Below are 12737 nucleotides of genomic sequence, written 5' to 3'. Positions count from 1 at the left end.
GTCGCAGAGGCCGGGCGTTTTATTCAGCCGTGCGATTTATTCCTGGATTTCGGCACCGCCACCGAGCTTGCTCATCACGAAACCGACAAACTCTTCAACGGTCATTTTCTGGCCATTGAATTCCACCTGATTGTTGGCGTAATGCAATTTGCTGACGACGTTGTTGCCGTCCAGTTTGGCGAGCTGCGTGCCGACCGCCATGCTGCTGAACATGTCGGCAGTGGCTGTGGCCTGGTCGGCGATGAGCTTGGCATCGGTCTGACCGTCCAGTTGGCTTTGCACGGTGAGTAAATCGACGAGCATCGGCTTGGACACCTGCACGTTGATATCCAGCAGTGCGATCAACTGTTGGGTCAGTTGATCAGGCGGCAAGTCCATGGACTGCGGTTTGGTCAGGTCAAGCACCAGGTTGGCGCGGCTTTCACCATTGGTCGTGTTGAACGACAGGTTTTCCAGCGCCACTTGCGGGCCAGCAGCCAATAGCTTTTCGAGACCGGTTTTGACTTGCGCCTCCTCGGCCGGAGTCAGGACCAGTTCAGGAGAGGGCAGACCCGCAGCAGCAGCCTCTGCGGCCGCTTTCTCGTAAGGCTGCAGTTTGGTCTGATAGATCTGCATCAGCGACATGGTGGCCGGGATATCGAGGTTCTTCAGGCTCATGGCCATTTGCGCAGAGCCGACGGTCTTGCCGTTCAACGACACTTCACCCACCTTGTAGTCGGCACGTCCCGAAGCGCTGGTGCCCGACTCCTCGGTCTGGTTCTTCATTTCAAATTTCTTGATGCCCAGTACCGATTGCTTGGGGCCGAAAGTAGTTTTGCTGTCCGTCAGCTCAAGGGTGTTCTCGCCGGTGTAGTAGCCGTAGGTGCTTTTAACCAGGTTGCTGGCCAGGGTCAGGCCAGTGAGCTCGACCTTCACCGGGGTTTGATCTTCAGCCAAGGTGCTCAGTGTCAGGCTGTCCATGTAGCCGTTGGCCTTGAGCTTTTGGACCTGGGGGCTGGCGTCGACGTCGAGGTTCAAACCGGTGAATTTCAGGTTGGACTTGTCATCCAGCGCAACGTCCAGCGGCTGCAACTGGAGGGTGCCGCTGGTGGAGTTGTCGTAACCGATGTTGACCACGCCGGTGAGCGGCGATTTGTCTTTGGCGGCGGCAAACCACTTTTCGGTGAGCGACGTGCGTTCAAGTTCGTAGTGACTGGTAGCCATGACCGGCAACCACTTCAACGCGACCAGGCGCGAGAACGGCAGCGGACCGTGTTCGATGTGGTCGACAAACTGCAATTCAACCGGGGTTTCACCAAACATCTCGCCTTCGCCTTTAAGGCGGTAGTGCGCGGTACTGCTGAACACGTGGCGCTCAAGCGACACCAGCTCCAGCGATGCCGTGCCATTGGAACCTACCAGCGCGGCCTTCAGCTCTTTGTTAGCGTCGGCGATCGAGGTGTTCAACACGCCTTCGATTTTGCTCCCGGTGAACCAGGCCCCCCCCGCGCTGATTGCGCCGATGGCTACGACAATTCCAAGAAGCACGCCTGCTGATTTATTCATGAATGACCCAGTCAATATCCGTTGTTTGAAGGTGTGGTCGTCTTCCCTGAACCCATGACGGGTTGCGGCTCGACTCCGCTAAATAGCTAAATAAAAGTGGAGTGGAGATTAGCACTCGGCGCGACGGGCGGCCCAATGATTAAAGGTTAAAGAGTGTCTATGGACTACTCAGGACGGTTGAGCGTTTCGACGGATATGAAATCGCCATCGCGAGCAGGCTCACGCCTACAAAGGTTATGTGTCGTTCACAGAACCCTTGTAGGCGTGAGCCTGCTCGCGATGGCGTCACTCCCGCCAACAAAAACTCAGGAATACTGCACTTCCATCTCATCCAGCTGATGATCAAAGCTCTTGAGCCGTGCCGTCCACGTATACACCAGCACTTCAAAATCCCGATTGATCACCGCCCCGCCCGTCACTTCGGCGCGCGGGTCGCAAACGTCCAGTTGATAGCGTTCTCGCGCCATGGCAGTGGCGACATCCGAGAGTTCACGGGCATTGTTGAGCCAGTGCCAGCCCTCCTCGGACACCTGTTTATCCAGTGCCAGGCATTGTTTTTTCAAGGTCTCGAGGCTTTTTTCCAGCGGTGTGCCGGTGAGCTCGCCCATGACTTCCTGGAACGTGCGCCCCGGCTGCCAGTAGCTGCCCCAGAAATATTGGTCAAACACCGTTTCGACACGACGCAACGCCACCTTGGTGTCCCAGATCAGCACCAGGGTTTTGCCTTGTTCGAGTTGTCTTTTTTGATGCGCTGGCCTTGGACTGAAGCCCAGGCCACCACCACGATTGCCATCACGGCAATCAGCGCACTGGCGCTGTCGAGAAACACCAGAGCCTTGTCGATCTGGTGGGCCAGCATGATGCCGTAGAAATAGGTGGCCGACAGCAAAACCAATGCCGCAATAGCGCACCAAAAGCCAGGAGCATAAGGGTTTTTCATTATTAGAGTCCCCATGACCAACGCGAGCCTTGATTGATGAAATCAGAACGTGACTTCATCAAATCAAAGCATAGCAACGGCCTCAGGGTTTGCTGGTGTTCGAACCTTGCGTTCGTCCGCTTTCCCAGCCACCGCCCAGCGCGAGGAACAAATCGATCTGGCTGGCGGCAACCTGGGTGTTGGCCGCGGCCAGTTGCGCCGTGACATCCGTGTAGGTGCGGGTCGCTTGCAAGTCCGCCAGGAACGATTCGCGGCCGGCCTGGAAGAAACGGTGCGTCTGGTCCGCTGCCAGTCTTGCCGATTGCTCGGCGTCTGCCAGGGCGTCACGACGCTGCAACAATGCGGTGTACTGGACCAGGCTGGTCTGGGTTTCGCGAATGGCGTTGAGCACCACCCCATCGAAATGCGCCAGTGTCGCCTGGGTCACCGCTTCGGCTTCGCGGATGCGTGCCCGGGCGCCGTTGGTCGGCACGTTCCAGGTCAGCGACGGACCGAAGCCCCAACGGTTGGTGGACGGGTCACCGAGATCGTCGAGGATACCGACGGTGCCGATGGTCGCGCCGATGCTGATGTTCGGGTACAGCTCACCCGTGGCGACACCAATCCCGGCCGTCGCGGTCGCCAGCCGGCGCTCGGCCTGCCGCACATCGGGACGACGCTTGAGCAACGCGGCGCCATCGCCCACCGGAATCAATTGCGCGATTTTCGGCAGCTCGTCGCAGGTGGCGGTGCCGGCCGGCAGTTGATCCACCGGCTTGGCCAGCAACATTGACAGGCGATACAGCCCGGCCTGACGCGAGGCCTCATAGCGCGGCATGTCGGCGCGCAAGGATTTGAACTGGGTTTGCGAACGGGTGACCTGTGTTTCATCACCACGTCCGGCATCGCGCAGACGCTGGATCAGCGTGGTGCTCTGGGCCTGCAGGTCGAGGGAGTGCTGGGCAATCTCGCGCTCTTCATTGGCGGCGCACACCTGGGTGTAGGCCCGGACCACGTCGGCCACCACGGTGATGCGAGCCGTATCGGCCGCTGCCTGCGTCGCATCGGCGTTGGCCTTGGCCGCTTCGATGCCGCGCTGCAACGTGCCGAACAGATCGAACTGGTACGACGCGCTGATGCCGATATCTCCGACGTTGGCCACCGGCACTTTTTCCGGAATCAGGAACGCCTGGCCGGACTCCTGCAATCTCTGGGCGCCCATCTTCACGCCGCCGCTCCAGCCACCCGCCGCTTCTGCCTCATCGACCTGAGCGCGAGACCGCAACAGACTGGCCGCCGCCACGCGCAAATCGGTGTTGGACGCCATGGCCTGCTGCACCAACTGGTCGAGTCGCGGGTCCTTGTACAGGCGCCACCAATCGGCCGGCACCGGTGCGGACACCACCGTTTTACCGTCGACCGCCAAATCACCCTGCAAATCGGGTCGATGGACCGCCGCCTCTTCGGGCAAATGATAATCCGGCCCGACCATCTGACACGCCGACAGCAGCAAGCCTAATCCGGCGACCGCCAAACCCGAGGCCTTGCTCATTGCGCCGGCTCCCGCTTCTGATCGTCGATGATCGATACCGTGGCGGTGCGCCCGGCGATCATGCGGAAATCTTCAGGCACATCATCAAAGACAATCCGCACCGGAATCCGCTGTGCCAGGCGCACCCAACTGAACGCAGGGTTGACGTTGGGCAGCAGGTTATTGCCGATGGTGCGGTCGCGGTCTTCGATGCCGGCGACGATGCTTTCCACATGGCCGCGCAGGCGCGCGCTGTCACCGATTACGCGGATGTCGACACTCTGGCCGACGTGAATGCCGTTCAGCTTGGTTTCTTCGAAATAGCCGTCGATGTGGAAAGAATTGCTGTCCACCACCGACAACACCGGCCGCCCGGCCGTGACGAACTCTTGCGCACGCGGCGCACGGTCGTTGATGTAGCCGTCGACCGGGCTGCGGATGGTCGAGCGGTCCAGGTTCAATTGAGCACTGTCCACCGCCACTTGAGCTTCCATCAACGCAACTTCAGCGCGCGCCACCCGGGACTGGCTTTCTTCCAGCTGTTCGCCAGGCACCAGATTGCCCAAGCCACGGTTACGCTTGGCTTCGCGTTGCGCCTGCGCCAGGGTTTCCTGACGGTCGGCGACTGCCGCTTTGGCTTGGCGCAAGGCCAGTTTGAAGCGGTCCTGATCAATGCTGAACAGCACCTGGCCACGTTTTACCCACTGGTTGTCGCGCACATCCACTTGCTGGATCAGCCCGGAGACGTCCGGCGCGATTTGCACGATGTCGGCACGGATATGCCCGTCGCGGGTCCACGGCGCAAACATGTAGTACATCACCATGCGCCAGACCACGACGACGGCGAAGGTCACGATCAACAGGGTCAGCACCACGCGACCCAAGGTCAAAAAAGGTTTTTTCATGTCATCAGGTATCGACTGAGTGAGTCCACGGCGCCGAGCAGCAAAGCGTAGAGAGCCACGTTGAACAATGCCCGGTGCCAGACCAGACGGTAAAAGTGCAAGCGCATCAGCAACCCGTGCACCAGCAGGAACAACACATACGTAATGCCCATCAATACCAGCAGCGTGGGCAAAAACACCCCGCTGATGTCCACATCACCGATCATAAAGGCGCTCCATCGATGCCATGGGGCAGCGGTTCTTCGAGTTCACCCACGCTTACGAATTCCACGCCGGGCAACAACGCCAGACGCAGGCCACTCAGGGCATGCAGTAAATTCAGACGGGTGTCCTCATCACAATCCACATCCAGCGAACGGCGGGCGCGGTCGAGGGTCATCAGCAACGGGCCCGGTGCCGGCAGACGCTCCCCCGCCTTCAGGCAGGCCTTGAAATACTCGCCGACTTCCGTCACTACCTGATGCAGCAGCGCTCGCGGCACTCCGTCCACTCGCGGTGTGTAAGCCAGCAGATCGAGCACGTTCAGCGCCACACGCACCTCACGCAACGCGATGCCGGTGTCCTGGCCGGTCATGGCCAGACGCGGCAAGTGCTGCATCAAACGATCGAGCACCTGTACGCCCAATTGCCGGTGCTCGGCCAAGTTGGCCGGTTCTGTGAGGCTGACGATGTCGCGCCAACTGAACCGGGTCAGCCGCTTGGCCGCCAGCTCCGCACCGAACGGCCGGGCGATCAGGGTCCAGATAAAGGCAAACAACAGCCCGATGGGGCCGGCCAGGTTGGAGTTGGCGAAGCTGAGGAAGTCCGCATCGTAGGCGCCCTGAATACTGATAAAGGACGAGGTGTTGACGAGGGTGAGCAGCATGCCCAGGTAAAACTGCGGCTTGACCGTCAGGGTGCCGATGCAGATAAACGGCACGGCAAACGCCAGCACCAGCATCGGGAAGTCGTGCAGGTTGGGCAGCACCAGAAACAGGTAAAGGCTGGCCAGTACCACCGACATCGCAGTCCAGAAAAAGAACCGGTAAATCTGCGGCGCCGGGTCATCCATCGAGGCGAAAAAGCTGCACGCCACGGCGGCGAGAATCACTGCCGAGCCGCCGTCGGTCCAGCCGAGCAGAATCCACAACACTGAAGCAACGATGATGGCCAGGACCGTGGATGCCGCCGAGTAGAGCATCAGGCCACGGTCGAGAAACGGCGACAGGCGACCGAGGCGCCAGTGGCGATACACCGCGCGCCAGCTGTCCTGGCTTTCGCACTCGATGGCGTATTGCAGGCTGCGGCAGTCCTGCCACACATCGATCCACTCGCCGAGTCGATACAGCGCGTTGGAGAACAGCAACTGCTTGCGATCATTCAGGGCTTCGGCGGAAGGTTGCAGGGCTTCAAGTTGGTCTTTCAGCGCCTGCCAGCGCGCCAGATCGGCGTCTTTGTGATTGAGCCATTCGGTGGTGGCGGCCAACAGCGGTGCGAATTTTTCGACCAGCTCCGGCGTGCGCCGCTCAAGGGCATACAGGGCATCGTCGAGGGCGTCGATCACCGGTAACAGGTGAATCATCCGCCCGCGCAGCTCTTTGGTATTACGTACGGTCTGCGCTCGCGCGCCCTCGTGCGGCAGCTGGCCGATCATCAATTCCAGCGTGTTGAAGGTCGTCACCATGGCGGAACGCAGCGCGCTGACTTCGTCTGGCTGCACCGTGCGGCTAAGGAACCGCAAACTGTACGTCGAGGCATCGGCAAACCATTTGCTCACCGCATCGTTGAACACCGGCGCCAGCCGCCGAGGCCAGAACATGGCACCGACCACCGCCGCCACGGCGATGCCAAGAAAGATCTCTTCAGTACGCGCTTCCGCCACGTCCCAAACCCCCAGCGGGTTGTTCACCACCGGCAGGGCGATCAGCGGCAAGGTGTAACCGGCGAGCATCAAGGCGTAGTTGTTGGCGGTACGCAGGTGCAAGGACAGGAACAGCAGGATCCCGGTCCACAGCGCGATGACCACCACCAATACGTAAGGGCTCTGGACGAACATCGGCACAAAAAAACCGCCGCCGCCGCCCCGGAAAAAGTACCGATCGCGCGGTACAGGGCCTTGGAACTGGTCGGGCCGACAAAGGGGCTGGAAACGATGTATACCGTGGCCATCGCCCAATAGGGACGCGGCATTTGCATGAGCAGGGCGATGTACAACGCGATCATCGAGGCGGCAAAGGTGCGCACACCGTAGAACCAGTCCCGCGCCGAAGGCATACCGGTGAAAAATCCGCTCAAGGGTTGACCACCGACGGCGCATTGGCCGCTTCAAAGGCTCTCAATACCCGTAGCGTAGCTTCCAGATCGCTTTGGTCGATGCCTTCAAGCACTTCATGGCGCAATCGCACCAGCTCGATTTCGACGGCCTGCACCAATTCACGTCCGGTGTCGGTCAGGCTCAGGCACTTGGCGCGCCGGTCATGGGCATCTTCGGTGCGGCAGACATAACCGCTATGACACAACTGATCGAGCAACCGCACCAGGGACGGGCTCTCCATCCCCGCGGCATGGGCCACCGTCACCTGCCGCACACCCTCGCCCAGACGCCCGATCATCAATAGCGGGACGGCGCAGGCTTCGGAGATTCCATAGTTGACCAGCGTGGTCTGGCAGATTTTCCGCCAATGCCTGGCGGCCACCACCATGGAGCTGCTGATGTTCATCTGGAGAGCGTCGAGGTTCTTCGGCACGAGGGAAAACACACACTGTTAGTTTGCTAACTATCAATATGGCATTTGGAGGGAAAGGCGGTCAAGTTTTGAAACAAATTGATGGTCATCCGTCGCAGGATGTTGAGCATGAAATCAATTTAGTACTGACGATGTATATACTTCGTCAGTATGCGATTTGAGGACATAGTCATGTCAAAGCAAGCCGTTTTTACAATGAAACTTGAACCTGAGCTGCGCGAACAATTTATGGCCGAGGCAGAAGCCTCTCATCGGCCCGCTTCGCAAATCGTCAGGGATATGATGCGCCAGTACGTTCAAACACAACGAGAGTCGCGAGAGTACGAGGCGTTCCTGCAAAGGAAAGTCGACAGCGCGCGTATTTCCATGCAGGCCGGAGAGGGCTTGAGCAACGATGAAGTCGAAGCGCAGTTCGCGGCCAGGCGTGCACAGGCGGCCAAAAAAGGATGAGGATAATCTGGACGCCCGCAGCAGCACAGGGATCGTGCAGAGATTTGGGATTACTTGTATGAACTCAATCCGATTGCCGCCATTGACATGGACAACCGCTTGCGCGATGCCATTGCTCGCCTTGCGCAACACCCCGAAAGCGGGCCAGCCGGAATCATTGCAGGTACTCGTGAGTTGATTCCCCACCAGAGCTATCGTGTGGTTTACCAACCAGAATCGGACGCTATCTGGATACTGGCACTGGTCCACACCTCCAGACTGTGGCCACCCAACAGTTAGATCTTCACACCCCCCGCCCCTTCCTCAACAACACATCCAGTTGATCCACCACTTCCGCCCAATCCGCGTCATCCAGAATATCGTCCCGCAAAAACTGCGCCTGACTCTTGCTCCAGAAAAACGCGTCCGCCAGGTGCAATTCGGGCTTGAGCGGTGAGTGGGTGGCGATGAATTTATCGATGCTCTCGGCGTCATCCGCCAGGCCGAGTTGTTTGAACAGATTGGGCAGTGTGTGGATGGGGGATTCCATGTCGGGCTCCTTTAGAAATGAATAGCTCGCTCCCACAGCAATTGCGTGAACCCTGTGGGAGCGAGCTTGCTCGCGATGACGGCAGCATTGACGACACAACACTCAGTCACTCAACTCCCGCACCTCGGCATGCGGCACCATTCTCAGGAATTCCGGCATGTCCATGCGCAGCAGGTTGATGTGGTTGCCGGCTTCCACATAGACGTCTTTCTGCCGGGTCAGCAGCGGGTCGATCACCACGTCCAGCCCATAGGCCTCGCCCAGGGCAGGTATGGCACCGCGTTCACAATCATCAAACAGGTGCGGCAAGTTGCTTTCCCGCGAGACCTGCCATTCGCCGCTGTTGCGGACTTTGCTCAGGTCCAGGTGACGGCTGGCGGGCAGCACCGCCATCAGGTAATGACCGTGGTGGTCGTCGAGGATGACCGACTTGGCCACCCGTTCTGCTGGAATGCCCGCAAGCCGTGCTGTTTCCAGGCTGCTGGCCGAATGGGGGTGGGCGACGATGTCATATTCGCATTGAGCCGTTTCCAGGCTTTTCTGCACGGTTCTTGCCATTCGCATGATGCACCTCGGTGTCCGCACCCGTGACGGGCGGACGATGGTTAATGCTTTTCTCCGTAGTGAAAGTCTAGGCCCGCCGGCACAAACCGGGGTGAAATCCGCCCATCGGACGCCGTCCAAAACCGTGCAGAATCCAGATAAGCCGCAGCTCTACTAAACTGTATACAGAGCCACTTCAAGACTCTCGCGGAGGGTCAAGTGAATACGCGTTGCTTCGCCGTTGCGCTGCTGTTGGCGTTGAGCGGATCGGTGTTCGCCGCCGATACCGTCGTGCTGCTGATGCCAAACCCCATCGGGATCTGGCTGATCACATTCGGCATCGCGTTTCTGATCGCCGAGGCGGCGTTGCCCAATTACGGCGTGATCGGTTTGGGCGGCATCGTCATGTTCGTGATCGGTGCGGTGATTCTGACCAATACCGAGGTGCCTGTACCTTTGATGATCGGCCTGGGACTGGTGAGTGCCCTGTTGCTGATTTTCCTGCTGATCCACGCCCTGAAAACCCGACCGCGCCGCACGGTCAGCGGCGATGCGGGGTTACTGGGCAGTGTGACGCCGGTCCTGTCGTTATTGCCCGGCAATGCGTGTAGTGGCTGGGTGCATCTGCAAGGGGAGCGCTGGCAGGTTTCAAGCTCGACTCCGCTACAGCCGGGACAACACGTGCGGGTGGTGGCGCGAAAAGGACTACTGTTGCAAGTGGCCGCGACTGACGCGGCGCCAGTTGGAGAATAGTCATGGGCCTGCAAGTAGGTTTCGCCGCACTACTGCTTCTGGTGATTGCACTGGCGGGGTCAACCTTCCGCATCCTGCGCGAATACGAGCGCGGCGTGGTGTTCCAGCTCGGGCGCTTCTGGCAGGTCAAGGGCCCGGGGTTGATCCTGCTGATCCCGGTGGTCCAGCAAATGGTCCGCGTCGACTTGCGGACTATCGTCCTCGATGTACCGCCGCAAGATGTCATCACCCGCGACAACGTTTCGGTCAAGGTCAACGCGGTGCTGTATTTCCGCGTGCTCGACCCGCAGAAGGCGATCATTCAGGTCGAGGACTTCCTTACGGCCACCAGTCAATTGGCCCAGACCACGTTGCGGGCGGTGCTGGGCAAGCATGAGCTCGACGAGCTGCTGGCCGAGCGCGAACGGTTGAACATCGACATCCAGCAAGTACTCGACGCCCAGACCGACGCCTGGGGCATCAAGGTCGCCAATGTCGAGATCAAACATGTGGACCTTAATGAATCGATGGTCCGCGCCATCGCTAAACAGGCCGAAGCCGAACGGGAGCGCCGGGCCAAGGTGATCCACGCCGAAGGCGAATTGCAGGCCTCGGAAAAACTCATGCAGGCCGCCGAAATGCTTGGCCGACAGCCGGGGGCCATGCAGCTGCGTTACATGCAAACGTTGAGTTCGATTGCCGGGGACAAGAGCTCGACCATCGTCTTCCCGCTGCCGATCGAATTGCTCAAGGGGATGGCGGATTTGTCCTCGAAGCCATAAATACTTGCCATCGCTTCAATGCAATACGAACAACTGCGCGTCAGCCCCGCCCGCCCGCGTTTTGTCAACGCTCTGCCAGCCACCGGGCAACGGCGAGAATTCGCCCGGCACATCGACGGTACTGATCAACCACACGCGATGAGTGCCTTTGGGCAAACTGTCGAGGCGGTCCAGATAAATGTCCTGGGTTACCAGCGTGCCAAAACCATAGGCATTCGGCCGACCCGACTTGCCATTGGCGTGCGGTGGGGTATACAGCAGTGGTTGAGTGGGCGCGCGGTTGTAATAGACGTAGCTGAGGTACCAGAGCATGTCGCTGGTCACGATTCGGTCACCCGCCACAAAGTGCCGGTTTACGTAATCGACCATAACGTTGACCTGATCGTTGGTGTCGACCCTGGTGTTGTTGTTCAAACCCACCAGTTCGATGCCGACAAACAGCATCAGCACGGTCAACGCCAGCACCCGCAAACCTGAATAGAGGCGATCAATGGCTAACGCGACAATCATCGGCAACCCCAGCATATAAGCCGTCAGGTAGCGTTCGACGAAGACGGGGGTGATGAACGAAACGCCAAACACCAACAGTAACGGCAGCGCCGCGTAGCTCACCAGCAGAACACTGCCGCGAATGACGCTACGGTCCCGCGCCAGCGCCACGCCGGTGATGGCCAGCAGCGCCAGCGGCATCGCGATAAAAATCGGCGTCGGCAGGGTTTCACCGTCGTCCTGGGTCAACATCGACCAGATTATCGACGGCAACGAGCCCAGCGTGACCGGCAACTCCCACCCCACATCGCCATTGGCCTTGAGCTGATCCAGGTGCTGGATCAGATCGATCAGGTTCGGCACCCAAGGCAGGTAAAGCAGCACAATCGCGCCATTGGCCAGCCACCAGCCGGGGCGTTGAATCACACGCAATCGGTACATTGGCAGGACACGAATCAGCCCAAGGTACAGCCAGTGGCACAACACGCACAGGGCGGTGAAATAGTGGGTGTAGAACGCGGCACTCATCAACAGCACGTACGCCACCAGATAGCGCGTGCGCCGGGGATACCTGATCCAGTAGACCAGCGCGATCGTGGCACCGATCAGCCACAGGCCCAGCAGCGAATACATCCGCACTTCCTGGCTGTATCGCACCGCCGTCGGCAGCAGCGCCAGCAGAAAACCGGCCAACAACGCGGCACGCCGGGTGGCGATCAAGTCCATCAACCAGATGCCAAGCCACACCGTAGCGATGCCGGGCAGAGCACTGAGGCAGCGGATCGAGAAGATGCCGTCGCCGAACACTTCGATCCAGCCATGCAGCAAAAGGAAATACAGCGGAGGGTGCACATCATGGGCGGCATGCCCCCATATATCAGCCAGTGAATACTGGCTCAGCAGCAGGCTCGACCCTTCGTCACCCCAAATCGCTGCCGCCGTCAGGTCGTAAAAACGCACCAACGCTGCCAACGCCAGGATCGGCAATAGCCAGTGCTCCTGCGCCCAGCGCAACCAGCGCTTTACAACCGCCCACCCACCGGGCACCGCGTGCGGTTCCTGGGTGCCGCCAAGCGAAGTTTCTCTGTGCGCTAGCATTGGCTCCCCCTGCAACTGGCTCGAAGTCACCAAGCCTGGTAATTACTTTAAGGCCGCGCAGGTTCGTCGTCGATGCTGGCTTTACGACCAACGCCATCGCTGAACGTATCTCCCAGAGGGATGAGTGGAGGTTTGGACCGCACGGGTGACGTCAGTGGAGGTTGGTTAGTGGATGGAATGTGTTGTTTAAAAAAGACAAACTTTTCAAAGTTATTGATTGTTCCCCTATCGAATCAGGTAATCGGTAAGGAATCCCACACAACAGTAGGAGCCCTCATTCAAATGACGTGCATGACGCACTCAATTTAGGGTCAGCCCACTACTCAACCCCGCACGCAGAGATTCAGTTCTCTGGCAGTTGGGGTGAAAAAACCGGCTTCGGCCGGTTTTTTCGTTTCTGAGGATTGGAATTGTGCGTACTGCGTTATTCGTCGACGGTAACAACGTCCAGCGATTCCCCGGTCGAGTTCTCGACAAACTGCTCCTGA

General features: G+C 59.3%; 12 protein-coding genes and 2 pseudogenes. 4 read left to right on the top strand and 10 right to left on the bottom strand.

The features are described 5' to 3' along the window. Window positions 1-36: 36 nt before the first annotated feature. From AB4N76_RS14865 to AB4N76_RS14835, 7 genes and pseudogenes are all read right to left on the bottom strand, one after another. Window positions 37-1545, bottom strand: coding sequence for a YdgA family protein (locus tag AB4N76_RS14865; RefSeq protein WP_046033225.1), 1509 nt, complete (start codon window positions 1543-1545; stop codon window positions 37-39). Window positions 1546-1850: 305 nt separating this feature from the next. Beyond that, a pseudogene (locus tag AB4N76_RS14860) lies at window positions 1851-2485 on the bottom strand (NADH:ubiquinone oxidoreductase subunit N). 82 nt (window positions 2486-2567) lie between these two features. After that, entirely contained in the window at window positions 2568-4016 is a 1449-nt protein-coding gene (locus AB4N76_RS14855) for an efflux transporter outer membrane subunit (RefSeq protein WP_046033223.1), read from the bottom strand. Continuing rightward, on the bottom strand, window positions 4013-4900 hold the full coding sequence (locus tag AB4N76_RS14850) for an efflux RND transporter periplasmic adaptor subunit (RefSeq protein WP_046033222.1): 888 nt from the start codon (window positions 4898-4900) through the stop codon (window positions 4013-4015). Before AB4N76_RS14850 ends, AB4N76_RS14855 begins: the two co-directional genes overlap by 4 nt. After that, window positions 4897-5106, bottom strand: a complete 210-nt coding sequence (locus tag AB4N76_RS14845; protein ID WP_046033221.1) for a DUF1656 domain-containing protein — start codon at window positions 5104-5106, stop codon at window positions 4897-4899. The genes AB4N76_RS14850 and AB4N76_RS14845 overlap by 4 nt, the downstream gene beginning before the upstream one ends. Continuing rightward, window positions 5103-7174: pseudogene (locus AB4N76_RS14840) on the bottom strand (FUSC family protein). The gene AB4N76_RS14845 and the pseudogene AB4N76_RS14840 overlap by 4 nt, the downstream one beginning before the upstream one ends. Continuing rightward, window positions 7171-7599: a MarR family winged helix-turn-helix transcriptional regulator gene (locus AB4N76_RS14835; RefSeq protein WP_046033219.1), complete on the bottom strand. Its 429-nt coding sequence runs from the start codon at window positions 7597-7599 to the stop codon at window positions 7171-7173. The pseudogene AB4N76_RS14840 and the gene AB4N76_RS14835 overlap by 4 nt, the downstream one beginning before the upstream one ends. Before the next feature lie 198 nt (window positions 7600-7797). Between AB4N76_RS14835 and AB4N76_RS14830 the strand changes: the two genes are divergently transcribed. After that, complete coding sequence (locus AB4N76_RS14830; protein WP_046033218.1) at window positions 7798-8076, top strand: hypothetical protein; 279 nt, start codon at window positions 7798-7800, stop codon at window positions 8074-8076. A gap of 54 nt (window positions 8077-8130) precedes the next feature. Continuing rightward, the gene (locus AB4N76_RS14825) at window positions 8131-8355 is read left to right on the top strand and encodes a type II toxin-antitoxin system RelE/ParE family toxin (protein ID WP_460164595.1); all 225 of its coding nucleotides are present in this window, start codon (window positions 8131-8133) and stop codon (window positions 8353-8355) included. A 4-nt stretch (window positions 8356-8359) separates the two neighbouring features. On the opposite strand, the gene AB4N76_RS14820 is transcribed toward AB4N76_RS14825, so the two are convergent. Continuing rightward, on the bottom strand, window positions 8360-8605 hold the full coding sequence (locus tag AB4N76_RS14820; protein ID WP_046033216.1) for a DUF2789 domain-containing protein: 246 nt from the start codon (window positions 8603-8605) through the stop codon (window positions 8360-8362). A 102-nt stretch (window positions 8606-8707) separates the two neighbouring features. After that, on the bottom strand, window positions 8708-9169 hold the full coding sequence (locus AB4N76_RS14815) for an aminoacyl-tRNA deacylase (RefSeq protein ID WP_046033215.1): 462 nt from the start codon (window positions 9167-9169) through the stop codon (window positions 8708-8710). A 198-nt stretch (window positions 9170-9367) separates the two neighbouring features. Here AB4N76_RS14815 and AB4N76_RS14810 point away from each other — a divergent pair, with 198 nt between their 5' ends. Both AB4N76_RS14810 and AB4N76_RS14805 read left to right on the top strand, forming a co-directional pair. Beyond that, window positions 9368-9901 carry an NfeD family protein gene (locus AB4N76_RS14810; RefSeq protein ID WP_046033214.1) on the top strand — a complete coding sequence of 178 codons (534 nt, stop codon included), beginning with the start codon at window positions 9368-9370 and terminating at the stop codon, window positions 9899-9901. Between the two features lie 2 nt (window positions 9902-9903). Continuing rightward, window positions 9904-10662 carry a slipin family protein gene (locus tag AB4N76_RS14805; RefSeq protein ID WP_046033213.1) on the top strand — a complete coding sequence of 253 codons (759 nt, stop codon included), beginning with the start codon at window positions 9904-9906 and terminating at the stop codon, window positions 10660-10662. A gap of 15 nt (window positions 10663-10677) precedes the next feature. Here the strand turns inward: AB4N76_RS14805 and AB4N76_RS14800 are convergent, their stop codons facing one another. Continuing rightward, window positions 10678-12249, bottom strand: a complete 1572-nt coding sequence (locus tag AB4N76_RS14800; protein WP_046033212.1) for a glycosyltransferase family 39 protein — start codon at window positions 12247-12249, stop codon at window positions 10678-10680. Between the last annotated feature and the right edge of the window lie 488 nt (window positions 12250-12737).

This window comes from Pseudomonas sp. S2_F03, from assembly GCF_054668335.1.
The sequence above is the reverse complement of the archived record's forward strand: the minus strand, read 5'-3'. Positions and strand labels throughout refer to the sequence as shown.